Annotated in this window: 17 protein-coding genes; 4 read left to right on the top strand and 13 right to left on the bottom strand. The window is 37.5% G+C overall.

Annotated features, from left to right (window positions below):
• Positions 1 to 73 precede the first annotated feature (73 nt).
• The 8 genes from J0871_RS00230 to J0871_RS00195 all read right to left on the bottom strand — a co-directional run bounded on the left by J0871_RS00230 (position 74) and on the right by J0871_RS00195 (position 11,484).
• On the bottom strand, positions 74 to 1,498 hold the full coding sequence (locus J0871_RS00230) for an NAD(P)/FAD-dependent oxidoreductase (protein WP_208222691.1): 1,425 nt from the start codon (positions 1,496 to 1,498) through the stop codon (positions 74 to 76).
• Positions 1,498 to 2,376, bottom strand: a complete 879-nt coding sequence (locus J0871_RS00225; protein WP_208222690.1) for an NAD(P)H-binding protein — start codon at positions 2,374 to 2,376, stop codon at positions 1,498 to 1,500. Before J0871_RS00225 ends, J0871_RS00230 begins: the two co-directional genes overlap by 1 nt.
• Positions 2,377 to 2,620: 244 nt before the next feature.
• Complete coding sequence (locus J0871_RS00220; RefSeq protein ID WP_011708302.1) at positions 2,621 to 3,484, bottom strand: sigma-70 family RNA polymerase sigma factor; 864 nt, start codon at positions 3,482 to 3,484, stop codon at positions 2,621 to 2,623.
• Between the two features lie 441 nt (positions 3,485 to 3,925).
• The gene (locus J0871_RS00215; RefSeq protein WP_208222689.1) at positions 3,926 to 6,175 is read right to left on the bottom strand and encodes a polyribonucleotide nucleotidyltransferase; all 2,250 of its coding nucleotides are present in this window, start codon (positions 6,173 to 6,175) and stop codon (positions 3,926 to 3,928) included.
• A 272-nt stretch (positions 6,176 to 6,447) separates the two neighbouring features.
• On the bottom strand, positions 6,448 to 6,717 hold the full coding sequence (gene rpsO / locus J0871_RS00210; protein WP_057480454.1) for a 30S ribosomal protein S15: 270 nt from the start codon (positions 6,715 to 6,717) through the stop codon (positions 6,448 to 6,450).
• Positions 6,718 to 6,828: 111 nt separating this feature from the next.
• A complete protein-coding gene (gene accD, locus J0871_RS00205) occupies positions 6,829 to 7,686 on the bottom strand; it encodes an acetyl-CoA carboxylase, carboxyltransferase subunit beta (protein WP_208222688.1) in 858 nt (285 codons plus the stop codon).
• Between the two features lie 111 nt (positions 7,687 to 7,797).
• The gene (gene fbaA / locus J0871_RS00200) at positions 7,798 to 8,865 is read right to left on the bottom strand and encodes a class II fructose-bisphosphate aldolase (protein ID WP_093304045.1); all 1,068 of its coding nucleotides are present in this window, start codon (positions 8,863 to 8,865) and stop codon (positions 7,798 to 7,800) included.
• A 45-nt stretch (positions 8,866 to 8,910) separates the two neighbouring features.
• Positions 8,911 to 11,484 (bottom strand): BamA/TamA family outer membrane protein, encoded by a 2,574-nt coding sequence (locus J0871_RS00195; RefSeq protein WP_208222687.1) that lies wholly within the window; start codon positions 11,482 to 11,484, stop codon positions 8,911 to 8,913.
• Positions 11,485 to 11,521: 37 nt separating this feature from the next.
• Here J0871_RS00195 and J0871_RS00190 point away from each other — a divergent pair, with 37 nt between their 5' ends.
• Positions 11,522 to 12,256, top strand: coding sequence for an RNA methyltransferase (locus tag J0871_RS00190; protein ID WP_208222686.1), 735 nt, complete (start codon positions 11,522 to 11,524; stop codon positions 12,254 to 12,256).
• A 10-nt stretch (positions 12,257 to 12,266) separates the two neighbouring features.
• On the opposite strand, the gene J0871_RS00185 is transcribed toward J0871_RS00190, so the two are convergent.
• Both J0871_RS00185 and ubiE read right to left on the bottom strand, forming a co-directional pair.
• Positions 12,267 to 12,929, bottom strand: coding sequence for a porin family protein (locus J0871_RS00185; protein ID WP_075324674.1), 663 nt, complete (start codon positions 12,927 to 12,929; stop codon positions 12,267 to 12,269).
• A 4-nt stretch (positions 12,930 to 12,933) separates the two neighbouring features.
• Complete coding sequence (ubiE, locus tag J0871_RS00180) at positions 12,934 to 13,662, bottom strand: bifunctional demethylmenaquinone methyltransferase/2-methoxy-6-polyprenyl-1,4-benzoquinol methylase UbiE (RefSeq protein ID WP_075324673.1); 729 nt, start codon at positions 13,660 to 13,662, stop codon at positions 12,934 to 12,936.
• A gap of 138 nt (positions 13,663 to 13,800) precedes the next feature.
• On the opposite strand from ubiE, the gene trkA reads away from it, so the two are divergent.
• Both trkA and J0871_RS00170 read left to right on the top strand, forming a co-directional pair.
• Complete coding sequence (trkA, locus tag J0871_RS00175) at positions 13,801 to 15,150, top strand: Trk system potassium transporter TrkA (protein ID WP_075324672.1); 1,350 nt, start codon at positions 13,801 to 13,803, stop codon at positions 15,148 to 15,150.
• A complete protein-coding gene (locus J0871_RS00170) occupies positions 15,150 to 16,646 on the top strand; it encodes a potassium transporter TrkG (RefSeq protein WP_208222685.1) in 1,497 nt (498 codons plus the stop codon). Before trkA ends, J0871_RS00170 begins: the two co-directional genes overlap by 1 nt.
• A gap of 175 nt (positions 16,647 to 16,821) precedes the next feature.
• Here the strand turns inward: J0871_RS00170 and J0871_RS00165 are convergent, their stop codons facing one another.
• Together J0871_RS00165 and J0871_RS00160 are read right to left on the bottom strand one after the other, a co-directional pair.
• A complete protein-coding gene (locus J0871_RS00165; RefSeq protein ID WP_208222684.1) occupies positions 16,822 to 18,015 on the bottom strand; it encodes a pyridoxal phosphate-dependent aminotransferase in 1,194 nt (397 codons plus the stop codon).
• Positions 18,016 to 18,129: 114 nt separating this feature from the next.
• A complete protein-coding gene (locus tag J0871_RS00160) occupies positions 18,130 to 19,233 on the bottom strand; it encodes an acyl-CoA desaturase (RefSeq protein WP_208222683.1) in 1,104 nt (367 codons plus the stop codon).
• A gap of 120 nt (positions 19,234 to 19,353) precedes the next feature.
• Here J0871_RS00160 and rsmG point away from each other — a divergent pair, with 120 nt between their 5' ends.
• Entirely contained in the window at positions 19,354 to 19,983 is a 630-nt protein-coding gene (gene rsmG / locus J0871_RS00155) for a 16S rRNA (guanine(527)-N(7))-methyltransferase RsmG (protein ID WP_208222682.1), read from the top strand.
• Here rsmG and J0871_RS00150 read toward each other — a convergent pair.
• A complete protein-coding gene (locus tag J0871_RS00150; protein ID WP_208222681.1) occupies positions 19,980 to 26,585 on the bottom strand; it encodes a LamG-like jellyroll fold domain-containing protein in 6,606 nt (2,201 codons plus the stop codon). The genes rsmG and J0871_RS00150 overlap by 4 nt on opposite strands.
• Positions 26,586 to 26,941: the final 356 nt, after the last annotated feature.

Raw genomic sequence — 26,941 nt, 5'->3', positions numbered from 1 at the left:
ATGTTGAAATTCTATACCGTGAAAATTTATTTAAAAAAATATAAAAACCGGTGTGAAGTCAGTAAACTCTAAATTACTGAAAATGATCTTTTTCTACTTTACGGGCTGCGTTATAACCGCACATTCCATGTACGCCACCACCTGGCGGTGTAGAGGAAGAACAAATATAGACCTTAGGATTAGGAGTGGAGTAGGGCGATATTTTTGTAATAGGCCGGGTAAAAAGCTGGGTGATATCTTGTTTTCCGCCATTAATATCACCACCAATTATATTAGGGTTAAAAGCGTGCAATTGCACCGAGTTCATAGTAGATTTTTTTAAAATACAGTCTTTAAACCCGGGAGCGGCGCGCTCTATTTGATCTTCAATTATCTTTGTAAAATCTTCGGTATTACCATTCGGAACGTGGCAATATGCCCAGGCCGTATGTTGACCTTCCGGAGCTCGCGTATTATCAAAAATGCTATGCTGCGCAACCAGTACATAAGGAGTTTGCGTCATATTTTCCTGATGTATACTTTGCTCTGAATTCTCCATTTCTTCTTCTGAAAATCCAATATGTACCGTTCCCGCTTTCCGGCATTTCTCATTGATAAATGGAATGGGTTTGCTTAGCGCCCAATCTACTTTAAAAACTCCGGCGCCATATTTAAAAGAATCCATTCTTTTTCTATAAATACTGGAAAAATCTGTTCCTTTTATTTTTAATAATTGCTTCGGGGTTAAATCGAATAAATAAGTTTTCGATTCCGGAAGTTCATCCAGCTGAGTTATATTCTTTTCAAGGTGTAATTCGCCGCCAATAGAAGTATAGTAACTCAACATACTATTTATAAAGTTTTGCGCCCCGCCTTTTGGAAATGGCCAGTTATATTTATGCGCCATGGTACTTAATACAAGCCCAAATGATGCCGAAGCGAGGCTATTTAGCGGTAAGGTTGAATGTGCCGCAGAGCCGTAAAAAAACACCCTTGATTTTTCATTTTTAAAATAATGCCTGGCCAGTAATTTAGCCGAGGGCAGGGCTTTTAAGCCAAATTTTATAAAATCTAATGGATGTTGTGGAATTCCCAAAGGCCCTAAAAGATCGTTCTCTAATTTTCCCCAGTCTTTTACCAGGGGTTCAAATAAGTTAACATATGAAGATTCGTCCTCGCCCAGTTGAGCTGCTGTTTTTTTTATATCGGTATAACAGGCGTGGGCAGTGCCATCTGCAAATGGATGAGCGTATGGGATTTCGGGGAATATCCATTCCAGGCCGTGTTCTTCAAGGGGTAAACTTCTTAAAAAGGGAGAGCCAAATCCCATTGGTAATATGGCCGAACCTACATCGTGTTTAAATCCCGGTAAGGTTAATTCCTGAGTTCTTGTAGAGCCACCGGGAGTAGCTGCCTGTTCAAAAATGGCAGTTTTAAGTTCTTTTTGTTGCAAATATATCGCGGCTGAAATTCCATTAGAGCCGCTTCCAATTATAATAGCATCGTAGTTTAAAGACATTAAGTGATTTTTTTAAGGTCAAGATTTCCAAGATACTCGCGAAAGGAAATTTTTCCATTAGATTCCCCAATCATATCGTTAGTAGTAATAAAGGTAAAATAATCCAGTTTATCATTAATTCCTTCACTGAAGATTTTTGGCAATCCCAGGCTGGCACTTATTTTAGCCACAGGTTCGGGGATTTCAATTATTTCTCCGCCAACAATTTCTTTTATCATTTCGGCCATTTCACGCCTGGTATGAACATTTGGACCACCTACTTTTGCGATTTTGGGACCATTGTTAATAAATGAAACCACGACTTTAGCGAGATCTTTATGATGAATACTGTTAGTTTTTGCTTCTCCCGAGCCAAGTAAAGGAATTACTTTACGTTTGGCCATTATAGCAAGATCGTTTAAGCCCGAATAGAAGCCTACCGATCTTACAATTGTATAGGCTATCCCCGAATTTTTTAATTCTTTTTCAAACATTTTATGGGCGCGGGCTATGCTAAAATCTTTAGAAGAATCTGCGCCCATAATAGATACATATATAAAACGCTTCACCCCGTTTTTAACAGCATCTTTCAGGAGGTTTCTATTTGCTCTAAAATCACTTTCCATAAAAGATTCTTCGGAAGGTGTAAAAAGACTCACACTTTTTCCCAGTGCAGAAATTACTGTGGTAATATTTTTTGTGATACCTCTAATCCCTTCCTGGTCTTTAGCTGCATCACCTTTCCACACATCATCGGTATACTTTGAAAGTTTTGAAATGCCTTTATCAGAGCGGGTTAATGCCCGTATTTCTTTCCCTTCCTCTGTTAGTAAATGTATAATTTCTGTACCCAGAGATCCTGAAGCACCCACAATTAAAATTTTACTTCCCTCTTTCATATCCTCAATCTTTTTAAAAGAAAGGATAAGATATTAGAAATTGAAAATGTATTAAAGAGAAGAGTGATTGATTAACAAAAGATTAGCTTGTGTTAATTATTTTTCGACCGACTAATATTTTAAAAAGAATAAAATGGACATAAAAAAACCCCGGTTCATCACGCCGGGGTCATTCATCAATCAAAAAACGAACAGTTATGTTAGCCGGCCGTCGCCGGCATTAACTGTTGTCATCTTAAATATCTTATCCTAAATAAGTTTTCAGGATCTTGCTTCTAGAAGTATGTTTCAATCTTCTAATCGCTTTTTCTTTAATCTGTCTAACTCTTTCTCTTGTTAGATCAAAAGTTTCTCCAATTTCTTCAAGCGTCATTGGATGCTGGTCTCCAAGACCAAAATACAAACGAATAACATCTGCTTCACGCGGAGTTAAGGTTTCTAAAGCACGCTCAATCTCGGTTCTTAAAGATTCGTGTAAAAGTTCTTTATCAGGATTTGGAGATTCCCCGGAACGTAATACATCGTAAAGGTTAGAATCTTCACCTTCTACCAAAGGAGCATCCATAGAGACGTGACGGCCAGAATTCTTCATAGATTCCTTTACATCATTAATTGTCATGTCCAGCTCTTTCGCTATTTCTTCAGCACTTGGAGGGCGCTCATGAGATTGTTCTAAGAAAGCAAAAGTTTTGTTGATCTTGTTAATAGATCCAATTTTATTCAATGGTAAACGAACAATACGCGACTGCTCGGCCAGTGCCTGAAGAATAGACTGGCGAATCCACCATACTGCATAGGAGATAAATTTAAAACCACGCGTTTCATCAAAACGTTTCGCAGCTTTAATTAATCCTAAATTTCCTTCATTAATAAGGTCGGGTAGGGTTAACCCCTGATTTTGATATTGTTTTGCTACCGACACCACAAAACGTAAATTCGCTTTAGTTAATTTTTCTAAAGCGCGGTCATCACCCGCTTTAATTCGTTGTGCTAATTCTACCTCTTCATCGGCAGTAATTAGATCAACTTTACCAATTTCTTGCAAATACTTGTCTAACGAAGCAGTCTCACGGTTTGTTACCTGCTTCGTAATCTTAAGTTGTCTCATCTATCGTCTCCTTGGATTTTAATTATGAATAGCTCTTGTACTAGTTTATACGCAAGGAGTAGTCGAAATGTTACAAAAAACCTTAATTAATTTTATTTGGGCGTTACCCTACGGGTCGGGCTTTACGCTGCAAGTCCTCGCTCGTTCCACTCGCTGTGGGCTTTACGCTGCAATCCCTAACGCAAAAAATATTTGGAAAAATATTCAAAATAAGAATTTCAGAAATATTCTTTTTTAGTCATTCTGTCCCGAAGCTTCGGGATGGTTTCAGGATCTAACATGATTATTTTGAAACTAATTAGATCCTGAAATAAATTCAGGATGACGATTAAAAGCTGAAACAAGTTCAGCTTGACGTTTAAAAAGACTCCTAATAAACTGCATAAAAAAATCCCCGAAAATAAATTTCCGGGGATTTTAGTTTATAAAGCTTAAGACTAATTAATCGTTATTTCTACGATCTTTATTGTCCCTGCCTCTGCGATCATCACGGCCACGATTGTCTCGAGAACCACGGTTGTCACGACCTCTGTCGTTACGATCGTTGTCTCTTGGTGGTCTTGCCTGGTAACCTTCAGGTTTTTCAAGTAAAGCTTTTCTTGAAACTTTTTCCTTACGGGTTTTAGGGTCTACACCAAAGTATTTTACATCTATTACATCACCAAGATTTACAATATCGGTAACATTATCGGTACGTTCCCACGCCAGTTCAGATATGTGAAGTAAAACCTCGTTGCCAGGAGCATCAAGATATTCTACTACAGCACCAAAGTCAAGAACTTTGATAACTTTTACTTCGTAAACACTGCCTTTTTCCGGCTTAAAAGTTACCGAGTCTATTTTAGCAAGAACTTTATCAATTCCTTCCTGACTTGTTCCAAGGATTTCAATAATACCTTCTTCGGTTACGGGGTCTTCGTTAATTACGATCTCAGTTCCTGTAGTTTTTTGAAGTTCCTGAATTACTTTTCCTCCAGGCCCAATCATTGCACCAATAAATTCGTTAGGAATTCTTCTGGTAATGATTTTTGGAGCGTGAGCTTTAACATTTTCGTTTGGCTCAGCAATGGTATCAGTCAGTTTTTCTAGAATATGAAGTCTTCCCGCACGAGCTTGTTTTAGCGCTTTTACTAAAATCTCGTAAGGCAATCCTTTTACTTTAATATCCATTTGGCAAGCGGTAATCCCGTCAGCCGTTCCGGTTACTTTAAAGTCCATATCACCAAGGTGATCTTCATCTCCAAGAATGTCTGAAAGTACAGCGTGACGCTCACCATCAGAAATTAATCCCATAGCGATACCAGAAACCGGTTTCTTCATTTTAACCCCGGCATCCATCATTGCCATAGTTCCGGCGCAAACCGTTGCCATAGAAGACGAACCGTTAGATTCCAAAACTTCAGAAACTATTCTTACAGTGTAAGGATTGTTTTCAGGAATCATTCCTTTTAATGCACGTTGTGCAAGGTTTCCGTGTCCTATTTCACGTCTTGAAGTACCTCTAATCGGGTAAGCTTCTCCAGTACAAAATGGAGGGAAGTTATAATGCAGGTAGAAAGTTTCTTCGCCCTGGTGAGTTGGCATATCTATGGTGTTTGCTTCTCTGGAAGTACCCAAAGTAACAGTTGCCAAAGCCTGAGTTTCCCCACGAGTAAAGATAGCTGAACCGTGTACCGATGGTAAATAATCGGTTTCACACCAGATAGGTCTAATTTCGTCGGTTTTTCTACCGTCAAGACGAATACCTTCAGCAAGAGTAAGTTCTCTTACCGCTTCTTTTTCAGTTTTGCTATAATATTTTTTGATCAGCTTTTCATTTTCTTCCAATTCCTCTTCAGAAAATAAAGCTAAAACTTCATCTTTCACTGCAGAAAAAGCTTCGCTACGTTCTTTTTTACCGTGACCACCTTTAGCAATCTCGTAAATTTTATCGTAAGCCGCATCGCGAACTTTTTTCTCTATATCTTCTTTCTCTTCAGCAGTGGCATATTCCCTAACCGGTTTTTTACCAAAAGCTTCAGCTAAACGCAATTGAGCGTCTATTTGTTTTTTAATGTGTTCGTGAGCGAATTGAATAGCCTCGGCCATTTCTTCTTCTGAAATTTCTTTCATCTCACCTTCAACCATCATTACAGAATCTGAAGAAGCACCAATAATCATATCGATGTCTGATTCTAGTAACTGGCTACGGCTTGGATTAATCACAAATTCACCGTTAATCCTGGCTACACGAGCTTCAGAAATAGCGGTTTCAAAAGGAATGTCTGAAAGCTGAATAGCGGCCGAAGCAGCAAGTCCTGCCAAAGCATCTGGCATAACTTCTTCGTCGTGAGACATCAACTGGATCATTACCTGAGTCTCAGTTCTATAATCTGATGGGAAAAGTGGGCGCAAAACGCGGTCTACAATTCTCATTGTTAAAACTTCACCGTCACTTGGTCTTGCTTCTCTTTTAAAGAAACCGCCCGGGTAACGACCTGCGGCAGCAAATTTTTCCCTGTAATCTACAGTTAATGGAAAGAAATCCATAGTACTTTCTTTGTAAGAAGATACTACAGTACAAAGCAACATGGCGTTGCCCATTTGAACAACAACCGACCCGTGGGCCTGTTTTGCTAATTTTCCGGTTTCGATAGAGATTTCTCTTCCATCTCCTAAATCGATAACCTCTTTAAATGTTTGTGGAATCATAATAATTTTGAATTCTTCTAATGATCTGAATAACTTCACCAGATCTTGTTATACAATGGTCTCCGCCTATAATACCGGGCGGCCGGGAGTTGTGTTGTTGTGTGTTGTGTAGACCAATGAAAAACTACTCTCGTTGAGCGACAATTTTACTCGATAATCGAGTTTTAAAATATTTCAGGACTTGTTTCTATTTAATTTAATAGAATTAGCCCCAAGTAATTTACAAATTACTATTATATAAAAAAAGGGGGCGTAAAGCCCCCTTTTGAAATTTATTTTCTTAATCCTAATTCTTTAACGATAGCACGATATCTCATAATATCTTTCTTCATTAAGTAATCAAGCAAGCTCCTTCTTTTACCAACCAGTCTTACCAAAGAACGCTCTGAGTTATAGTCTTTACGATTCTTTTTTAAGTGATCAGAAAGGTGAGAGATTCGGTAAGTGAACAAAGCAATTTGTCCTTCAGCAGAACCGGTGTCGGTTTTGCTTTTTCCGTGCTTCTCAAAAATTTCTTCTTTTCTTTCTTTGGCTAAATACATTCCAATATTAATTTTAATGATTTTTATGTATTGACAGTTTTTCCGTCAGGCGGCAAAGATACTACTTTCTAAATAATTACCTATTTATAGAATATCTTTTTCTATTTTATTTTAAGCTCTTACCGGTTGATTTTGAATAAGATCCAAATATAGGTTTACTTTATTCTTAAGCTCAGACCGGTGGGTAATGAAATCTAAAAAGCCTTTTTCCTTAAGAAATTCTGAAGTTTGGAAATCTTTTGGCAGGTCTTTTCCGGTAGTGTCTTTTACTACACGTGGCCCTGCAAATCCAATTAACGCGCCGGGTTCAGAAATATTAATATCACCTAACATTGCAAAAGAAGCCGTGGTACCTCCAGTTGTAGGATCTGTGGCTAAAGAAATATAAGGAAGACGTGCATCGGCAAGCTGGGCTAATTTAACCGAAGTTTTTGCCAACTGCATTAAAGATAAAGCTGCTTCCTGCATTCTTGCACCACCAGATTTAGAAATCACCATTAAAGGGAGTTGGTTTTTTAACGCATAATCTGCAGCACGGGCAATTTTTTCACCTACTACAGATCCCATTGAACCACCAATAAATCTAAAATCCATACAGGCAATTACCAATTCTCTTTCTTTAGATTTTCCAACTGCAGTACGTACTGCGTCTTTAAGATCGGTTTTTTCCTGGGCTGCTTTTAAACGATCGGTGTATTTTTTGGTATCCTTAAAATTCAAAGGATCTTTAGATGTAATATCTTTATCCAATTCTTTGAATTCATTATCATCAAAAAGGATTTTGAAATATTCTTTACTTCCAATTCTTACGTGATAGCCATCTTCCGGACTCACATAAAAATTGCTTTCCAGCTGCTCTGCATCTACAATCTTGCCGGTTGGTGATTTGTACCAAAGTCCCTTTGGAACATCTTTCTTGTGTTCTGTTGGGGTTTGAATTCCTTTTTGTGTTCTTTTAAACCAAGCCATTTATTTTCAGGTTTCAGGTTTCAGTTTATTTATATAGGGATAAACCGAAAGTTTTACTTAAAATAAAAACAGCCGGAATTCTAAAAAATTCCAGCTGTTATAAAATTAGATTTATAAAGTATTTACGTTGTTAAGATCTTCAAAAGCCTTTTTAAGTCGGGTTTTGAAAGTAATTTCTCCTTCACGTAACCATTTTCTTGGATCGTAATATTTCTTGTTAGGTACATCGCTTCCTTCAGGATTACCAATTTGCGCAGCAAGATAATCTTTCTTTTCTCCCATGTAATCACGAATACCTTCAAGGTAAGCGTATTGAAGATCGGTGTCGATATTCATCTTAATTACTCCGTAGCTAATTCCTTCGCGAATTTCTTCAACAGTAGAACCACTACCCCCGTGGAATACAAAATCTATATGATTTTCTTCTACACCGTATTTTTTAGTGATGTGTTCCTGAGAGTTTTTAAGAATTACCGGGGTAAGTTTTACGTTACCTGGCTTATAAACTCCGTGTACGTTACCAAAAGCGGCAGCGATAGTGAACTGGTCACTAACTTTGCTTAATTCTTCGTAAGCGTAAGCAACTTCTTCTGGTTGGGTGTATAGTTTAGAAGAATCAATATCGGTATTATCTACACCATCTTCTTCACCACCTGTAACGCCAAGTTCAATTTCAAGGGTCATGCCCATTTTGCTCATTCTTTCAAGATACTTCTTGCAGATTTCAATGTTTTCTTCAAGAGATTCTTCAGAAAGATCTATCATATGCGAGCTGTAAAGAGGTTTCCCAAATTGCTCAAAATGTTTTTCACTGGCGTCTAGCATTCCGTCTATCCAGGGAAGCAATTTTTTTGCACAATGGTCTGTATGTAGAATTACTACAGCACCGTAGGCTTCAGCAAGTTCGTGAATATGCTTTGCACCTGCAACGGCACCTGCAACAGCGGCTTTTTCACCATCGTTAGAAAGTCCTTTTCCAGCGTTAAACTGGGCACCTCCATTAGAGAATTGAATAATTACGGGTGAATTTAGTTCTGCGGCGGTTTCCATTACTGCATTTGCACTACTGGAACCTATAACGTTTACTGCCGGAAGGGCAAATCCCTTTTCCTTAGCATAATTAAAGATTTCCTGTACTTCTTTTCCTGTGGCTACGCCTGGTTTAATGTTGTGACTCATAATTTTAGTTGAATTAGAAAAGCAAAAATAAGAAAATATGTTGGCTTAGAAAGGATAATTGATCCCTACATTATATACAGCATTATTAAAGTTGTAATTTCTAAACCAGCGTTTATCGTCTGGCTGGGCTGGGTCGTAGGTTTTAAAGCCAATATCAAACCTGAGAACAAAAAAGTTAAAATCGTATCTAAGTCCGAAACCGGAGCCTACTGCAATATTCTTAAGGTCGGAAAACGATTCAAAAGTAGCATCTTCATCTTCAACAATATCCAGTACATTCCATATATTACCTACATCTACAAAAACAGCCGAATTTAGGGAGCCAAAAAGGTTGTAGCGGTATTCCATATTAAATGCCAATTTCATATTGGCTTCATTAAATTCGTTACGGCCGCCGCTACTGCCGGGGCCAAGATCGTAAGCACGCCACGCCCTGTTATCGTTGGGGCCGCCGCCGAAAAAACTTCTTACAAACGGGATGCTGTTGGCGTTGCCATATGGTATGGCAACCCCGCCAAAAGCCCGAAAGGCCAGTATATTACTCTGCCCCATATCCCAATGCTTTATAAAATCGAGTTCGGTTTTAATATATTGAGAGAAGTTTACCCCTAATACATCATAATTTCCATTCTCGTTTTTCTCAAAACCGGCTAAAGAAGAAACTGCAGAAAGTACATTCCCTGCGGTTTCAATTTTAAACCTAAAGCGGGTAAATTCCTGGTCGTAGAGATTCTTTTTTGTGTTCCATAAATAGGTGTAATTAGAAGCAAATATGAGGTTGTTCTCTGTTAACCGAGTTTTTCTTTCACCTATATTATTTACTAACTGAGCTTGATCTTCATTCAAACCAGTAGTGCCTCCCGTGTTATTAGAAACATCACGAATAAAACTCTCGGCCCCAGTTGGGATGCTTAACAAGCCTTCTTCATTTAAATAATCGGGATTTGTAACGATACTACCAGACTGGAGAATCTCGTTAAGATCGTTATATGAGTTTCTGTAAACATTGAAATAATTATCAATATTCAAATTTCTTACATATTGAATGTTTAAAAGATCTACACGGTTAGAAAGCTGGTGAGAAGGGTTCCACCGGTAATTCATAATTCCCGAAAGGTTTCTTTTATCTAAACCAATATTGTTTTGTGTGCTTACTCCTAAACTTAACGAAGTAAAGGGTTGCATGTACTTAGGAATAAATTTTTCGGTATTAATTGGTAGGAAAATCCTGGGAAAAGTGAGTTTAAGATCGGCGCCAATTTCTGAAATATCAAAAAACCGATCGTCATTTCCGCTTATTGCAGCATCTGTAGACGAACCTATACTTCCACGTCCAGAAATTTCAAAATTCTCGGCGCCGCCAAATATATTTCTTATTAAGAGGGAGCCACCGCCGCCAATACCAAATTTTTGAATATTACTTTGGGAAATATCAAAATCGAAACCGAGAGAATATTTTGGCTGCGGAGTTAGAAAAATATTGGCAACCAAATCTGTGCGGGTAGAATCGGCAGGATCTGGGGTGAATTGTACGTTGGGATATTTAAAAACCCGCAAAGAATTTAAACGATTGTAAGTTCGGGAACGGGAAATATCGCTATAAGTGTTTCCTGGTCTTATAAAAACAGCATCAGTTATTGCTTCGGGTTTATAGCGCAATTTGTCAAAACTATAAAGGGTATATCCTTCCTCGGTGGTAACACTATCGGTTAACGGCTGATTTCTATTGGCGTATTTATAATCGGTAAAAATATTAACCTTGCTAATTTCGTGAATTTTAAAAGGCACCCGGGATGTGGTGTCTTCCTCTGAGGCAAATCGGTTTTTTATAATTAAAGTAGTATTTACTTTTTTGCCAGTATTAATGGTATCGGCATCAAAACTTATATATTCCTGGTCAAAATTATAAACCCCGTTATTTCTAAAAAGTGAAGTTAAACGGTCTCGTTCTTCATTTATATCTAAGGTTTTATATTGAGTTCCTTCTTTAATTATAGATTCGTTTTTATGAAGCTCGTATAAAGAATCTATAACTTTAGATGCAATATTAGTGGTAATGGAATCTAAGTGATAGGCCTCTCCGGTAGTTACTTCATATTCAACACGGGCGCGTTTTTTTTTATTTTCTGAAGGAATTATTTCATAATCGGTTTCTACATTAAACCAGCCATTGTTCCAATACCAGGAGTTGAGCCGGTTAACCGATTTCCGGGTTTCTTCTTCACTTACAATAACAGGCTCTTCCCCGGTTCTTTTTATCCACTCGTTAAAAGATTTTCGGGAATGCAGAAATTTCTCAAATTGCTTGTAAGAAAGAATATCTACCAGCGTATTTTTTTTGCTTTCATTTTCAAGGTACTTCTCACTTAAAATAGAATCAATATCTGGCCGGGCTAGATTATAAAAATGAAGTCTTAGCGGTAATCCCAGGAAACTGGTATTAGGCTCCTGGTAAAGTTGATTGTAAATACGTGCTTCTTTGATCTTTTCGTTGTTAACGAAAATTTCATTCTCAGTGAGCAATTTATCATTACCCTCTACGCGTTTAACGGCATTACAGGAAATTAAAAAAAGCAGGCTTAAAAAAAATAATGATATTTTTGCGAAATGCCGATTCAAACACACATTTTTAAGAGATCAAAATTACATTTTTTGTATGGTTAGTAAAAGCCAAATTAAGTTAATAACCAGTCTTGCACAAAAAAAATACCGTTATAAACACGGACTTTTTGTAGCCGAAGGTTTTAAAACAATTAGTGAGCTTATAAATTCTAATTTTAAGCTGAACCGGCTCTTTACTTTAGATGCGGATTTTGGACTGAAACCTGATGAAATCCAAACAATTGATGAGCGGGAACTTAAAAAAATAAGTTTTTTAAAAACCCCGCAAACGGCATTGGCCTTATTTGAAATTCCGGAAGAAGAAATCGTTCCCGAAGAAAGTCTAACGCTTGCTTTGGATGGTATTCGCGATCCCGGTAATTTGGGGACCATCATAAGGCTTTGCGATTGGTTTGGGATAACCAATTTGGTTTGTTCCCAGGATTCTGTAGATTGTTATAATCCTAAAGTGGTACAGGCTACAATGGGATCTTTGGCGAGGGTGAATATTATTTATTGCGATTTAAAAACTTTCCTTACAAATTCTGAACTACCGGTTTATGGTGCTTTTATGGAAGGGGAGAATATTTATAAAAGCGAAACCGTAGAAAAAGCAATCCTGGTTATGGGAAATGAAGCCAATGGGATTTCAGCTGAAATTGAAGAATTAATTCAAAGAAAAATAAGCATCCCGCGTTTTGGTGAGCTTAAAGTTACTGAAAGCTTAAACGTGGCAACCGCAACTGCAATTCTTCTAAGTGAATTTAAGCGAAAAAGTTTTACAAATTAATGTAGCTATTTTATTGAAAGGTAAAGTTGAGGAATACAGCCTGGGAGCGCATTGCATCAACTACCTGATACTGGGTTTCTACCATTTCATTATTTATTGTGAAAACTCCTCTTATTGAGGGGGAGAATTTAAAATAATAGAGATAAAGGTCTATTCCCAGTCCCACTTCATAATGATAATTGTTGGTTTTTAATCGCGTAGCCACATCTGGATTATTCTCATTACTGGAGAGGTTTATAGAAGTAGATAAACCTCCTACTACAAAAGGCTTGAAGTTATTATGCCTATCGGCCGAAAACTTTAATAGTAATGGGATATGGACATAAGTAGAGTTAACCTCTTCTATATCCTGGCTATATGGAGGCCTGAAGTTACGGGTGTTAAATGTAACGCCAGGTTCCAGGCGTAAATCCAGGTTATTATTCAATTTTAAATTCCCAACGAGCCCAACATTGAAACCCATGGTTTTTTCTATAATAAGATCATTACCATTAGAGGTTATTTCATCATTATATTTAAATTTAAAATCGTAGGTATTAAATCCCAGGTAGTAACCCCAGGACCAACGTTGCTTATCAAAGTTCTCGTTGTTTATAATTTTATCTCCTCCAAAAATTTGCGCGTAACCAAACTGAACGCAAAAAAGAAGGGCAATAACAAAAAGTTTCTTCATAGTTTTATTTTGAAGCAGTATAAATGGTTGCAACCCCAAAAGTTTGTGGTTTATCTTCTACATTTATAAACCCCGTTTTCTTTAAAATATTGTTGAACGCTTCTCCATAAGGAAATGCAGCGGCACTTTTACTTAAGTAGGAGTAAGCTTCACGGTCTTTAGAAAATACCCGCCCAATGAGGGGCAACATATAGCCGGAGTATAATTTATAACCTTGTTTGAACGGAAATCTGGTAGGGACAGAAGTCTCCAAAACTACAAAAATTCCGCCGGGTTTTAGAACCCTTTGAATTTCAGATAATCCTTTTTCTAAATTTTCAAAATTACGAACGCCAAAAGCAACTGTAATTGCATCAAACGAGTTATCTTCAAAGGGTAAGGCTTCAGAGTCTCCCTGTACCATTTCAATCTTATCAGTTAACTGTTTGGCTGCAATTTTCTTTCGGCCTACTTTTAGCATTCCTTCAGAAAGATCCAGGCCAACAATTTTTTCAGCATTAATATCTGCCATTTGTATGGCAAGGTCTCCAGTTCCCGTAGCAATATCTAAAACAGCTTTTGGTTGCTGGGCTTTAACCAGTGCAATTACCTTTTTACGCCATTTAACATCGGTTCCCATAGAGATTACCCGATTTAAACCATCGTAATTGCCAGATATTTTGTCAAACATTTGTTCCACCTGTTTTTTCTTATTAAGACCGGAATCCTGATAAGGAGTAACCTTTTTACTCATAATAACAATTTTGCGTCAAAGATACACGATATGAAATAATTGAGGTTGAAACTTTTAGAATTTGTTGATAGATGCTTTGGTTTTTGGTTTGTCTAAAATACTGTACCTTTGTTCTTCTTTTCAATTTCAAGCTGTTATATGAAGATAATTATTGCCGGAGCAGGTGAAGTCGGCTTTCATTTGGCAAAATTGCTTTCTTTTGAGTCCCAGGATATCACACTTATTGATACCAGCCGGGATAATCTCACTTATGCTGATACGCATTTAGATATTAGAACAATAAAAGGAGATGCAACTTCAATCTCAATTTTAAAAGATGCACAGGTTAAGCATGTAGATATGCTTATAAGCGTCACTTCTAGCGAAGCTACTAATATTACCTGTTGTGTTTTAGCTAAACAATTGGGAGCCAAAAGAACCATAGCCCGTATTTCTAATACCGAATTTCTTGAGAATAAAGAGGAAATTGGTTTTACCAGTTTTGGGATAGACGAATTAATTTCTCCTGAAGCCCTTGCAGCAAGAGAAATTGCTTTGCTCCTGAATCAGTCAGCATTTAATGATAGCTATGAATTTGAAAATGGCGCTTTAACCATGATAGGTCTTAGCCTGTCACGAAACGCGCTATTTGTAGGCAAAACGGTAAAAGAAGCCGCCAATATTTTTCCAGATCTTAATTTTGTACCAATCGCCATTCAGCGGTATGGGACTCAATATACGCTTATTCCCCGTGGGGATACGCAATTTAAAGAAGGAGACCAGGTAAATTTTATCACGCTAAAACGCGGGGTAGAAAACCTTTATAAACTTACTGGTAAAACCAAACATTCTATTAAAAATGTAATGATTTTAGGCGGAAGTAAAATTGGTAAAAAAACCGCTAAAGATTTATGCAGAAATAACTTTCACGTTAAACTGGTAGAGAGCGATAAAGAGAAAGCTTACGATCTTGCCGATGAACTTCCCAATGCGCTAATTATTCATGGCGATGGTAGAAACGTAGAGTTACTGGAAGAAGAAAATGTACACGATATGGATGCTTTTATCGCCGTTACCGGTAATTCTGAAACCAATATTATGTCTTGCCTGGTGGCGAAATCCAAGAGTGTGAAAAAAACCATCTCTCTGGTAGAGAATATGGATTACTACCAGTTAAGTCATTCCATTGGGATTGATACCTTGATCAATAAAAAGCTTCTTGCCGCTAATAATATTTTTAGATATGTGAGAAAAGGGGAAGTAGTGGCAATGACCAAGATCAATAACATGAATGCTGAACTACTTGAATTTATTGTAAAACCAAATTCGCAGGTTTGTAATAAGAAAATTAAGAATCTGGATTTCCCGCGGTCGGCAATTATTGGTGGAATTATAAGAGATGGCGAAGGGATTATCGCGCTGGGAGATTTTACGATTACCCGGGGAGATCGTATTGTAGTGTGTTGTTTGCCAAGATCTATTAAAAAGGTTGAAAAACTCTTTCTCTAATGCCAAGACTTAATCACCAGATTATCCTGCACGTTATGGGACTGCTGCTTTTATGTAACGGTGGTTTTATGCTTTTGGCAGTTTTAGTGAGCTGGTTTTATGAAGATGGGGTAACAGTACATATTCTGGCAGCCGCTTTTATCACCCTTTTCCTAGGGGTGCTTCTAATGTTTACAACCCGGGGCCACCGTAAAGAAGTAAAAAAACGTGAAGGTTACATAATTGTAACCTTTGGTTGGATTTTTATGGCTTTAAGCGGCACGCTACCCTATGTGTTAAGCGAATCTATTCCTGCCTTTACCGATGCTTTTTTTGAAACAATGTCTGGTTATACTACCACGGGAGCTTCGGTTTTAAATGATATTGAATCTATTCCCAAAGGAATTCTTTTCTGGCGAAGTTTAACCCACTGGATTGGAGGAATGGGAATTATAGTTTTAGCCATTGCAATTCTACCTTTACTGGGAATAGGAGGAATGCAGCTATTTGCTGCTGAAGCTCCAGGCCCAAGTGCCGATAAGTTAAAACCCAGGATTACCGATACCGCCAAGCGTCTTTGGTTAATCTATGTGAGCTATACGGTTGCTGAAACAATTTTGCTAAAAGTAGCAGGAATGAGCTTTTTTGATGCAATAAACCATTCTTTAAGCACACTTTCTACCGGTGGCTTTTCAACCAAAAATATTAGCGTGGCCTATTGGAATGACAGGCCAATTATTCAATACATCATTATGCTCTTTATGTTTTTGGCAGGGAGCAATTTTGTTTTAAGTTATTATAGTTTTAAAGGCAGGGTTCAAAAAGTTTTGCATGACGATGAGTTTAAATGGTATTTCTATTTTATAGGTATTTTCACAGTAGTGGCTTCGGCATTTATTTATTTTGAAGCCGATGTTACTCTGTCTCAAATAGATCATCCTATGGTTTGGGGAGAAGCCGAGAGTGCTTTTAGACATGCACTTTTTCAGGTTTTAGCTATTATAACCACCACCGGTTTTGTTTCAGCCGATTATACTATGTGGACACCATTTCTTACTATTCTCTTTTTTGGGATGTTCTTTTTGGGTGGTTCTGCAGGGTCTACCGCTGGTGGAGTAAAAGTAATGAGGCATATTATAATGATTAGAAATGGCGGGATTGAATTTAAACGAGCTTTACATCCTAACGCAATTCTTCCGGTGCGATTTAACGGAAAATCTATTGGAAAAGGAGTGACTTTCAATATCCTGGGTTTCTTTATTCTTTATATGCTTTCTTTTATTATAGGCTCTGTAGTTCTTGGCGGACTGGGATTAGATTTTGAAACAGCCATTGGCGGTGCAGCCTCTTCCCTTGGGAATGTTGGTCCTGCTTTTGGTGCACTTGGCCCGGTAAATAACTTTGATATTCTTCCACCTATTGGTAAATGGTGGTGCGCATTTTTAATGCTTATAGGAAGGTTGGAACTTTTTACGGTTCTAATCCTGTTAACCCCATTCTTCTGGAGGAATAGGTAATCCTAATTTAGATTTCAGGAAATAAGAATTGTTGTTTTAAAAATTTTTAAACGCTTCATCCTGAACTTGTTTCAGGATCTAACATGTGGTAAAATAAAAACATCATTAAAAAATCCTGATAGGTTTTTAAACCGCATCAGGATTTTGAAAAATATAATTTTATAAACTGAAAAATCTATGCTTCAGCTAAAACTGACTTAATTCGCTTCATAGCTTCTTCAATTTGAGATTCACTTGCAGCATAAGAAATTCTTATACAATCTGGATTTCCAAAAGCATCACCGGTTACGGTGGCTACAAGGGCTTCTTCCAGTAAAAACATGGAGAAATCTGTAGCATTTTCAATCTTATGACCTTTAATTGTTTTTCCGAAGAAATGAGACACATTTGGGAAAACATAAAAAGCTCCTTCGGGTTCTGTAGTCACAAAACCTTCAATTCCGTTTAAAAGATCTATAATAAGTTTTCTCCTTGATTTAAAGGTGTCTACCATATAGCTAATCTCGCTTACGGGAGCTTCCAGGGCAGTAATTACTGCACGTTGGGCAATACAGTTAGCGCCACTGGTAATTTGGCCCTGCATTTTATTGGTAGCACGGGCAATCCACGCGGGTGCACCTATATAACCAATTCTCCAACCGGTCATTGCAAATGCTTTAGAAACGCCGTTTACGGTAACTACACGATCGTACATATCTTCAAACTGAGCCATAGAAGCGTGCCCACCTACAAAATTAATGTGTTCGTAAATTTCATCACTTACAATAACAATATCGGGATATTTTTTAAGCACATCGGCAAGACCTCTTAATTCTTCTTTGCTGTAAACCATCCCGCTGGGATTGCAGGGAGAGCTGTACCAAATCATTTTGGTTTTTGGAGTAATTGCAGCTTCAAGTTGCTCGGGAGTCATTTTAAAATCGGTTTCAACCGAAGTTGGAACTTCTACCGGTACACCTTCAGCAAGTTTTACTATTTCTGCATAGCTCACCCAGTAAGGACAGGGTAAAATAACTTCGTCTCCCGGGTTTAATAAAACCATAGCCACATTAGCCAAAGATTGCTTTGCACCTGTAGAAACTACAATTTGAGAACGGTCGTAAGTAAGATCGTTGTCTCGCTTAAACTTCTTGATTATGGCATCTTTTAATTCCACATACCCATCTACTGGCGTATAAGAATTATAATTGTCGTTAATTGCCTGAATTGCGGCTTCTTTAATAAAATCTGGGGTATTAAAATCTGGTTCTCCCAGGCTTAACCCGATAATGTCTTTCCCTTCGGCTCTAAGTTCACGCGCTTTTGCAGCCATAGCCAAAGTTTGGGAAGTTGCTAAGTTGTTAATTCGGTTGGATAATTGTTCTTGCATTCTTTAATTGGTTACTAATTAATTACTCACTTAGTGAGACCGGAAAAGGTTCACAATTGGAATGCGAATTTACTTTTCTAATCTCAATCTTAAGAACCAGGCCCTTAAGAAAATTTACGAAATTGCAGGTTTCGCACCCATTTGTTTTAAATGTTTAAAATGGGCAATTATTGCTGCGCGTGTGGTTTTATATTCGTGGTAAGGAAGATTGCATTCTGCAGCAGTTTCCTTTACTATTTTAGCGATGTTAGTATAATGAATATGACTAATATTCGGAAAAATATGGTGTTCTACCTGGTGGTTTAATCCGCCGGTAAACCAGTTTACAATTCTGTTTTTAGTTGAAAAATTAACCGTAGTAAACAGCTGGTGAATGGCCCAGGTATTTTTCATAGAGCCGGTTTCATCTGGTAAAGGCATTTCGGTTTCTTTAACCACGTGGGCTAATTGAAACACAATACTAAGAATTAATCCTGCCGTATAATGCATTACAAAAAAGCCTATTAATATTTTCCACCAGGCAATTGATAAAATAAGCATTGGAATTACGATCCAAATAGAAACATAAATAAGTTTTGTGATCGCAATAATGCTCCACTGCGTTACCGGATTTGGCATTTTTCCGTAAGAAAGTTTTCGCTTTAGATAATTTTTAGTCTGTTTAAAATCTGTGGTTAAAGCCCAGTTGAAAGTTAAAAGGCCATATAAAAATACAGAATAATAATGCTGAAAACGGTGAAAACTGTACCATTTAGCGTGTTCAGAAAACCTAATAATTCTTCCGGCATCTAAATCTTCATCGTGGCCGTGAATATTGGTGTAAGTATGGTGTAAAACATTGTGTTGTACCTGCCAGTTATAAACATTGCCGGCAAGCACGTAAATTGTGCCACCCATAAATTTATTCACCCATTTTTTAGAAGAATAAGAGCCGTGGTTACCATCGTGCATAATATTCATTCCTACTCCTGCCATTCCGGCGCCCATTACTACGGTAAGGAGCAACATCCACCACTGTGAAATATCAAGCGTGAGAATTAAAAAGTATGGGGTTAAAAACAAAGAAAACATAACTACTGCCTTTAAATGCAGTTTCCAGTTTCCGGTTTTTTTAATGTTATTATCCTTAAAATAACTGTTTACTCTTTTATTAAGGATTCTAAAGAATTTTGTGGAATCCTTTCGAGAGAATTTAATATGATTTTGAATGTTTTCCATGTAATTTTTGTAAGCGGTAAAGGTAAAATATTTAAATAGTTAATCTATAATCTATACCGTATTAATATAGGCTGCAATTTCAGCACCAAATTATGTATTTTTGCGGAAATTGTGAAAACTTTGGATTTAATAAAAAAATACTTCCCCGATTTAACCGACGATCAATATGCAAAATTTGCGCAATTGGAGTCGCTATACAAAGACTGGAATCTTAAGATAAACGTGGTCTCGCGTAAGGATATAGATGAAATTTATCTAAGGCATGTTTTACACTCCCTGGGAATTGCAAAAATTCAGCAATTCAAACCTGAAGCAAATATCTTAGATGTTGGCACAGGCGGTGGATTTCCCGGAATTCCATTGGCTATTTTATTTCCGGAAACCAATTTCCATTTAGTAGATTCTATAGGAAAAAAGATGAAAGTAGTAAACGAAGTTGTAGAAGGCTTACAACTTACCAATGTGAAAACTACTAATGCCAGGGTAGAAGAAATTTCTGGTACCTACGATTTTATAGTAAGTAGGGCAGTAGCCGCAATGCCTACTTTTGTGCATTGGACTAAAGGAAAAATAGCAAAGAAAAGCAAGCACGAACTTAAAAACGGAATTCTTTATCTTAAAGGTGGAGATCTCACAGTGGAGCTTCGCGATTACCCAAAAGCAAGAATTTATGAACTACGTGATTATTTTGGGGAGGAATTTTACGAAACTAAAAAAGTGGTTTACCTTCCTTTAAAGTATAAACCTTAGTCTTTTCTAATAATCACCTTTTTAGCGTAATCGCCTGCACTTGTGTAAACCTTTACAATATAAACTCCCGAGCTTAAAGATTTTTTCTGCGGAATATGGATCTCTTTAATATCTGGTATTCCAAAGTGTTGATCTACTAATTGACCTGTGATATTGTATATATTGATATGTTCAATTTCATGAAGTTCGGGGTTTCTAATCACAAATTCTCTTTCATCCATTGAATAGAAGTAGTCAATAGGCCCTTCGCCGGGTTCTTTATCTTCCCTGGTTGAGGTTACATCCTGAAAAACAATTTCATATAAATCCTGGTATTCTCCTGCAGGTAGGGTAGCTTTAAAAGCTTCTTTTCTTAAATCGTGATAAGTGCTATCGCTATTATCGCGTAAATAAATTTCGGTGATTTCCGGTAGGTTTTCAAGCTCTCCAATTTCTATACTGAATTCATTTTCTTCCAATATTTTAAAACCTAAAGGCAGTACCTGGTCTAAATTAAAATGTGGTACACCTTGTATAACATATTTACCTTCACCTACCATCCAGTACATATCTTCAGGACCATTATCAATTAGAGGGGCATCAAAACCAATATCGAAGCCCTGGCTGGTTCTGGCATCTGCGCCAACAAGAAGTTCCCGATGATAACCGGTAGGAGAACGAAATAACAATCTTATTTTATATCGTCCATCTTCCCTTTTTTCTTTTGACTCCTGCTTAGATTTTGAATTGTCACGAGCTTGTAGAAAAAATGAAATTTCTTGGCTCTGTTCTGTCTTGTAATAACGTTGACTGTTTTTAAAGATGATATTTCCGGTATCAAAACTGCTAAAACCTCCTGCTTGTGCATCTTGCGTAGTATTCACAAAAAATCCTTGCGCTACAGGGATATACGCGCCAGGACGTTTGTTGCTTTCATCACCCGAAGCATTTATCCTGGAGTCATTTGAAATGGCTGAAACTCCATCTATTAAATTTCGCACCGCGTAACCTCCAACATACTGTGCAAGGTAATGGGTTTTGCCGGCAAAATGATCCCAGAAATAAACGGCTCCGTTTAAAAGATTTTTATCGTTACGGCCTTCACCATCCCTAATATTATCCAGGATAAATTCTTCAACGCTAATGGCAGACGGATAAGGATTACCCAGCAGGTAATTTTGTCCCGATCTAATTTCGCTAACTTCTATTATTCCATTATTCGGAAAACCATTAAAAGTATAATTTTGAAGTTTTCCTTCAGCAATATCTATATTTTCGGTTCCCTTCATGGTGTAGCCTTCACCTGGTTTTAAGGCAGTATAGCTTCCAATTTGTTCCCACTGGCTATATTCATTGGCTGCCCTGGCTCTAAAAGCATTAATCCAGTAATCACTTACTTTAATAGGATTGGCTTTTGGTCCATCAGCGTGAGTATGGGGCCATTTAAAGTTGATATTCTGAAATTTATTAGTTCCCAGGGTAGAACCATCTTTCATAACCCGGTTTACTTTATAAGTGGTATTTGTAGGATCTGAAATTACCGGGGAACTCCAGTAATTATAATTAAAACTACTTGCAGTACCTTGTTGATCGCGCTCCAGGTTTCCGGAACCACTAATCTGGCTGTTTTCGGGTTGTACTAATTGCGATTCGCCATTAAGGTCTATATGCCCGTTTAGTTCGAGATAACGACTAATATATAATTCGTTGCCCGACGTATGGTTGGTGCCTTCCATAATTAATGAACCTCCATCATCTAAAAGCCCTAATAAAGTTATACTATTTGAATTATCGGTAGTTGGGGCATTGGTTAAGGTCTTGCCGTCTAACCTGGCGATATTCCAGTTAATTCGCTCACCATTTACACCGGCGCTGTTTGGAGTATCCCATACCTGTGGTTGTTTCCACGAATTGATGTTCCACCAGTCACCACCGGTTGCAATATATGGCAGGGGCGCCGTATTCTGCTGTGTACTTTGAATGTTTTTTAATCGGCCGTCAATACCATTTGGTATTTTGTTTTTTGTAATCCCCTTTGTTGCTTCAGAGGTTATTAGTCTATAATAGCCTGTTATGTTTTCCCATTTTAAATTATTTGGAACATCTAAAGGTATAACTTCTCCTCTAACATTTGTGTTGTTCTTTATTCTCTGGTTCATCATGAATTTGAGCTGATCTAATTCCAATGAAGTATTCCAAACCCTTACTTCTTCAATCCAACCGTGGAAAAAGTGCGTGGGAAGTGGTTCTAATGTACTATCGTGCATAGCCCCAATTAGAAACCTATTATCAATACTACTGGGTATGCCGGGAGCACTTTCGCCAGTTTTAATACCATCAATATATATTCCAGCATCATTTCCACCCTGAATTACCGCAATGTGATACCAGCGGTCTGAATCAATTGGATGAGTTGATGAAATAACTTCATTATCCCATCTAAATTTAGGGGTGTTATTTTCAATAATTAAATCATATCCTCCCGTACTAAGATTAGCATTATCCCTTTTAGAGAGTATAGTTTTTATTGAAGTGGTAGCGTTTTGATCTTGTTTTACCCAGGCTTCTAAGGTAAATCCTGAGGTAAGATTTAGATTATTTCCAAAATCTATATAATCATCAACTCCGTCAAAATCTATAGTGCTGCAATTACTAAAAATTATTTTAACTCTATCTGTATTTCCACAGGGGATAGTCCATTCCAGGGTATAGGTTCCAGTTGTTGTAATGGTAAAAAGACTTTCTGGATTGTTCACATCTGAAATTACCGCTCCCGTGGGGCCATTAATAATTCGCCAGGTTCCAAATTCTTCTTCTTGTGTTCTGGGATTAGTGTAGCCTTCAAAAACAGCCCCTAATTTTACCTGATTTACACCACATTCTAAAGTTTTGTCTTCTCCTGCATTGGCAATTAATTCCTCAGGTTGTGCAATAGTTACTTCTGTGCTAAATTCACAACCATTGGCATCAACCACGTTTACTGCATAAGTGCCAGCAGAAAGATTGTTAGCGGTACCTGTTGTTTCTGTTGAAGTTTGACTAATATGGTCCCAAACTATAGTGTATGGCGCGGTTCCGCCAGAAGCTTCTACCGTCGCAGTAGCATTACTCCCTCCAAAACATACTAAGGGTGTCTGGTCTATTTCTTCTAGTAAAAGTGCATTTTCGGGTTGGGTAATGGTAATATTGTTTACAGTATAAGTTTCATTATCGTCATGAACCATTGCTTTGTAAGTCCCAGCCGGTAGATTTTGGAAAATTCGGGTGTCTTTAGGACCATAAATTTCGCCGGTTAGCGTATTTTGTAATTCGTAATGGTAGGTACCAACACCGCCCGTAGGTATGATTTCTATTGATCCTTTTTCATCTCCATAGCAAAAGTTCTTAATTTTTTCTATTCTTGCCGATAAAGGAAAGTGAATTTCATCGTTTTCGTTAGTTGATACGCACATTCTTTGGCGAACATCTCCACATTTTTTATTAGCATTATTGGTCCAATCCATATAAAAACTTTCCAGGGTAATAGCATTTCCACAAGACCAATTTTCTATTTCTCCAATTCTGAAAAGGGATGGTATTTTATCATTCCCTATATCTATACAACCAGTAATTCTTTCTTCAGAAATAAATTCTCCGCTTTGTGATATGGAATAAATAAATTCAATTGAGGGATTATATGCATTAGCATTTTTTTCTATACGAAGATATATATAGCGCTTTCCACTGTAACTTGTACATTCGGCACCCGTAAGTGGGCTGCCGTCCTCTTTCCCGATATAAAATGTATCTAATTCGAAATCTAAATTTCCAGTTTGTCCGCATGGTTCAAAACATTCACCTACGTAATGGTTAAATATTTCAGTGTATTCATTCCCAACTGAATCTGTAACTGTAAGAGAAACGGGATAGACTCCACTTTCTAAATAATTAACTATGTGTACTCCGGGACCTTCGGTTTGATTGTTGGTATCACTAAATTCTGCAGTTTCACCTCCAAAATCCCATTTATAGGTATAAGGTGCAATTCCTCCCTGAACAGAATCGAGTTGAAAAGTTGAAGTTCTTAATCCGCCTTCATCACTTAAACATTTGGAAGTTGGAATCATACTCGCTTCCAACGGGTCTATTATGGTAATCGTTTCTTCATCGGTACATCCATTGGCATCAGTAACTACCACGCTATACGTTCCGGCAGCCAGGTTACTTGCCGTTTGCCCTGTTTGCCCATCAGACCATAGAAATTCGAAATTGGCTGTTCCACCTTCAATAATTGCAGTAGCAGTTCCGGTAGCAGAACCAAAAGTATTAGTTTCAGTATCAACAATATTTGTAATTACTAATTCTTCTGGCGGGTAGACTGTAATGGTTTCTTCAATAGAACATCCATTTTCATCGGTAATTGTTAGAGTAAGATTATTGGAAGAAGCTGTATTGTTTACATTACTAACCGTAGCTCCAGTTTGTCCATTACTCCAGTTGTAAGTTAATTGCCCGGTTCCTCCCTGAGCTTCAATAGTAATTGAAGCGTTATTTTCTTCAAAACATCCTTTGTTGATACTGATACTGGTTATTTCAATAAAACTATTTGGCTCAGTAATGGTAAAGTCTTTAGTTGCAGCACATCCATTTACATCTGTAGCTGTAACCGAATAGGTACCCGGGCTTAATCCATCTTTTACAGCTCCATTTCCTAACTCTTCCCAATCATAACTGATTTCTCCAACTCCACCGGTGACAATAGCATGTGCTTCGCCCGATGCAAAGCCGTTACATAAAATATCATCAACCTGAACATTTAGTTCTATCTGATTAATAGTAATATTCTGTTCTATACTCGCTTCATTTCCTGAAGCATCAGTAAAAGTCCATATAATTGAACCGGATCCAGTAAAAGTGGTAGATCTGTTGGCTTCAGCGGTAATATCACCTCCACAATTATCAATTGCAACAGGAGTTTCCACAGTATATTCACAACCCCAGGTAATGTCATTCAAGGTGGGTAAAACTGGTTTTATCTTATCCTCTACAGTTACTATAGCTGTAATTGAAGCCGTATTAGTATGAATATCGGTTACAGAAAGAGTGACAGTATTCTCACCGATATCAGTACAATCAAAAGTGGAAATATCCAGTGAAGTTGATTGAATACCGCAGGCATCAGTAGAACCATTGTCTATTTGATCTGCGGTGATACTTGCAGTGCCGTTTTCATCCAGTTGAACGGTGATATTTTGTGTGATTACCTGAGGGGCAATTTTATCTTCAACAGTAACGGTGGTATTTTTTGTTGCCGTATTATTATGAATATCGGTTACCAAAAGAGTAACGGTATTTGAGCCGATATCGGTACAATCAAATGTGGAAATATCCAGTGAAGTTGATTGAATACCGCAGGCATCAGTAGAACCATTATCTATTTGATCTGGGGTGATACTTGCAGTGCCGTTTTCATCCAGTTGAACGGTGATATTTTGCGTAATTACCTCAGGCGTAATATTATCTTCAACGGTAACGGTGGCATTTTTTGTTGCAGTATTATTATGAATATCGGTTATCGAAAGCGTAACGGGATTTGCCCCGATATCCGTACAATCAAAAGTGAAAATATCCAGTGAAGTTGATTCTATTCCGCAGGCATCAGTAGAACCATTGTCAATTTGATCTGGGGTGATACTTGCGGTGCCGTTTTCATCCAGTTGAACGGTGATATTTTGTGTGATTACCTGAGGAGCAATATTATCTTCAACGGTAACGGTGGCATTTTTTGTTGCCGTATTATCATTGTTATCGGTTACCGAAAGAGTAACGGTATTCGTGCCGATATCGGTACAATCAAATGTCGAAATATCCAGTGAAGTTGATTCAATTCCGCAGGCATCAGTAGAGCCATTATCTATTTGATCTGGGGTGATACTTGCAGCGCCATTTTCATCAAGTTGAACGGTGATATTCTGCGTGATAACATTCGGAGCAATATTGTCCTTTACTGTAACGGTAGCGTCTTTTGTGGCGGTATTTCCGTTTATATCAGTTACGCTTAGCGTAACACTATTATTTCCAACATCAGTACAGCTAAAATTTGTTTTACTTATGGAGATTTGATCAATTCCGCAGTTATCTGAAGAACCATTATCAATATCACTCGCCTGAATTGAAACAGAACCGTTCGAATCTAATACAACTTCAATGTTTCTCAAATTAACGGTAGGAGCTTCCGTGTCTTCGAATTCGACGGTAAAACTGGCATTAGCCGTATCATCATTACTATCGGTTACCGTTACAGTGTAATTTCCAGGTTCGAGACCAGAGATATCTTTTTCTGAACTCGAAAAATTATTCGGTCCACTCCAGGAATACGAATAGGGAGATACGCCACCAGAAACATCAATATTTAATGTGCCGTCCTGGGCATCGCTACAAGTTGCGGGAGTATTTTCGGTTAAAGTAATAGAGGGAGCAAGCTCTAATAAAAAGCCAACGAAAAATAAATTCTTTTGTTGTTTTTCTTTTAAAACAGGCTTTTCGGGCCCATAAGTAATATTAGCCAATAGTGTATTTCCGGAGAGTAGGAACCAACCAGAAATAAGTGCTATAAAAAAAAACCGGGGAGTAATTTTACCCATAGGCGACTGTATTATTACAGGGGGTAAAATTACATATAATAAATCTATTTTAACAGGATTTTAAGGCAAAATTACAGATATAAAACCTTTAATATCAGGTAAAAGACCATTTGTAAGAATAAATAATATTTAAATGTAGGAAAAATCCTTCAATAAAAATAATTGTTTTTTTAGTCTATAGCTATTAATTAATTTCTGAAACTTGATTTTAGTAGTAAGTAGATCGGCTATTACCTTAATAAAAAATAAAAGCTCTCAGAGGGAAAAGTCTTGAGAGCTTAACTTTGGTTCTTTTAAGTGGAAAATGTTTAACTAGATCAGATTTAGGATAAAAAATAGCGCCTAAAAACCGATAA

It is taken from the genome of Salegentibacter sp. BDJ18 (assembly GCF_017579965.1).
Taxonomy (GTDB): domain Bacteria; phylum Bacteroidota; class Bacteroidia; order Flavobacteriales; family Flavobacteriaceae; genus Salegentibacter.
The sequence above is the reverse complement of the archived record's forward strand: the minus strand, read 5'-3'. Positions and strand labels throughout refer to the sequence as shown.

Bases quoted from the DNA above. Each gene is read 5' to 3' on its own strand.
- J0871_RS00150 (WP_208222681.1), bottom strand. From the start codon at position 26,585: ATGGGTAAAATTACTCCCCGGTTTTTTTTTATAGCACTTATTTCTGGT.
- J0871_RS00230 (WP_208222691.1), bottom strand. From the start codon at position 1,498: ATGTCTTTAAACTACGATGCTATTATAATTGGAAGCGGCTCTAATGGA.
- trkA (WP_075324672.1), top strand. From the start codon at position 13,801: ATGAAGATAATTATTGCCGGAGCAGGTGAAGTCGGCTTTCATTTGGCA.
- ubiE (WP_075324673.1), bottom strand. From the start codon at position 13,662: ATGAGTAAAAAGGTTACTCCTTATCAGGATTCCGGTCTTAATAAGAAA.
- J0871_RS00220 (WP_011708302.1), bottom strand. From the start codon at position 3,484: ATGAGACAACTTAAGATTACGAAGCAGGTAACAAACCGTGAGACTGCT.
- fbaA (WP_093304045.1), bottom strand. From the start codon at position 8,865: ATGAGTCACAACATTAAACCAGGCGTAGCCACAGGAAAAGAAGTACAG.
- J0871_RS00185 (WP_075324674.1), bottom strand. From the start codon at position 12,929: ATGAAGAAACTTTTTGTTATTGCCCTTCTTTTTTGCGTTCAGTTTGGT.
- J0871_RS00225 (WP_208222690.1), bottom strand. From the start codon at position 2,376: ATGAAAGAGGGAAGTAAAATTTTAATTGTGGGTGCTTCAGGATCTCTG.
- accD (WP_208222688.1), bottom strand. From the start codon at position 7,686: ATGGCTTGGTTTAAAAGAACACAAAAAGGAATTCAAACCCCAACAGAA.
- J0871_RS00165 (WP_208222684.1), bottom strand. From the start codon at position 18,015: ATGCAAGAACAATTATCCAACCGAATTAACAACTTAGCAACTTCCCAA.
- J0871_RS00170 (WP_208222685.1), top strand. From the start codon at position 15,150: ATGCCAAGACTTAATCACCAGATTATCCTGCACGTTATGGGACTGCTG.
- rpsO (WP_057480454.1), bottom strand. From the start codon at position 6,717: ATGTATTTAGCCAAAGAAAGAAAAGAAGAAATTTTTGAGAAGCACGGA.
- J0871_RS00190 (WP_208222686.1), top strand. From the start codon at position 11,522: ATGGTTAGTAAAAGCCAAATTAAGTTAATAACCAGTCTTGCACAAAAA.
- J0871_RS00160 (WP_208222683.1), bottom strand. From the start codon at position 19,233: ATGGAAAACATTCAAAATCATATTAAATTCTCTCGAAAGGATTCCACA.
- J0871_RS00215 (WP_208222689.1), bottom strand. From the start codon at position 6,175: ATGATTCCACAAACATTTAAAGAGGTTATCGATTTAGGAGATGGAAGA.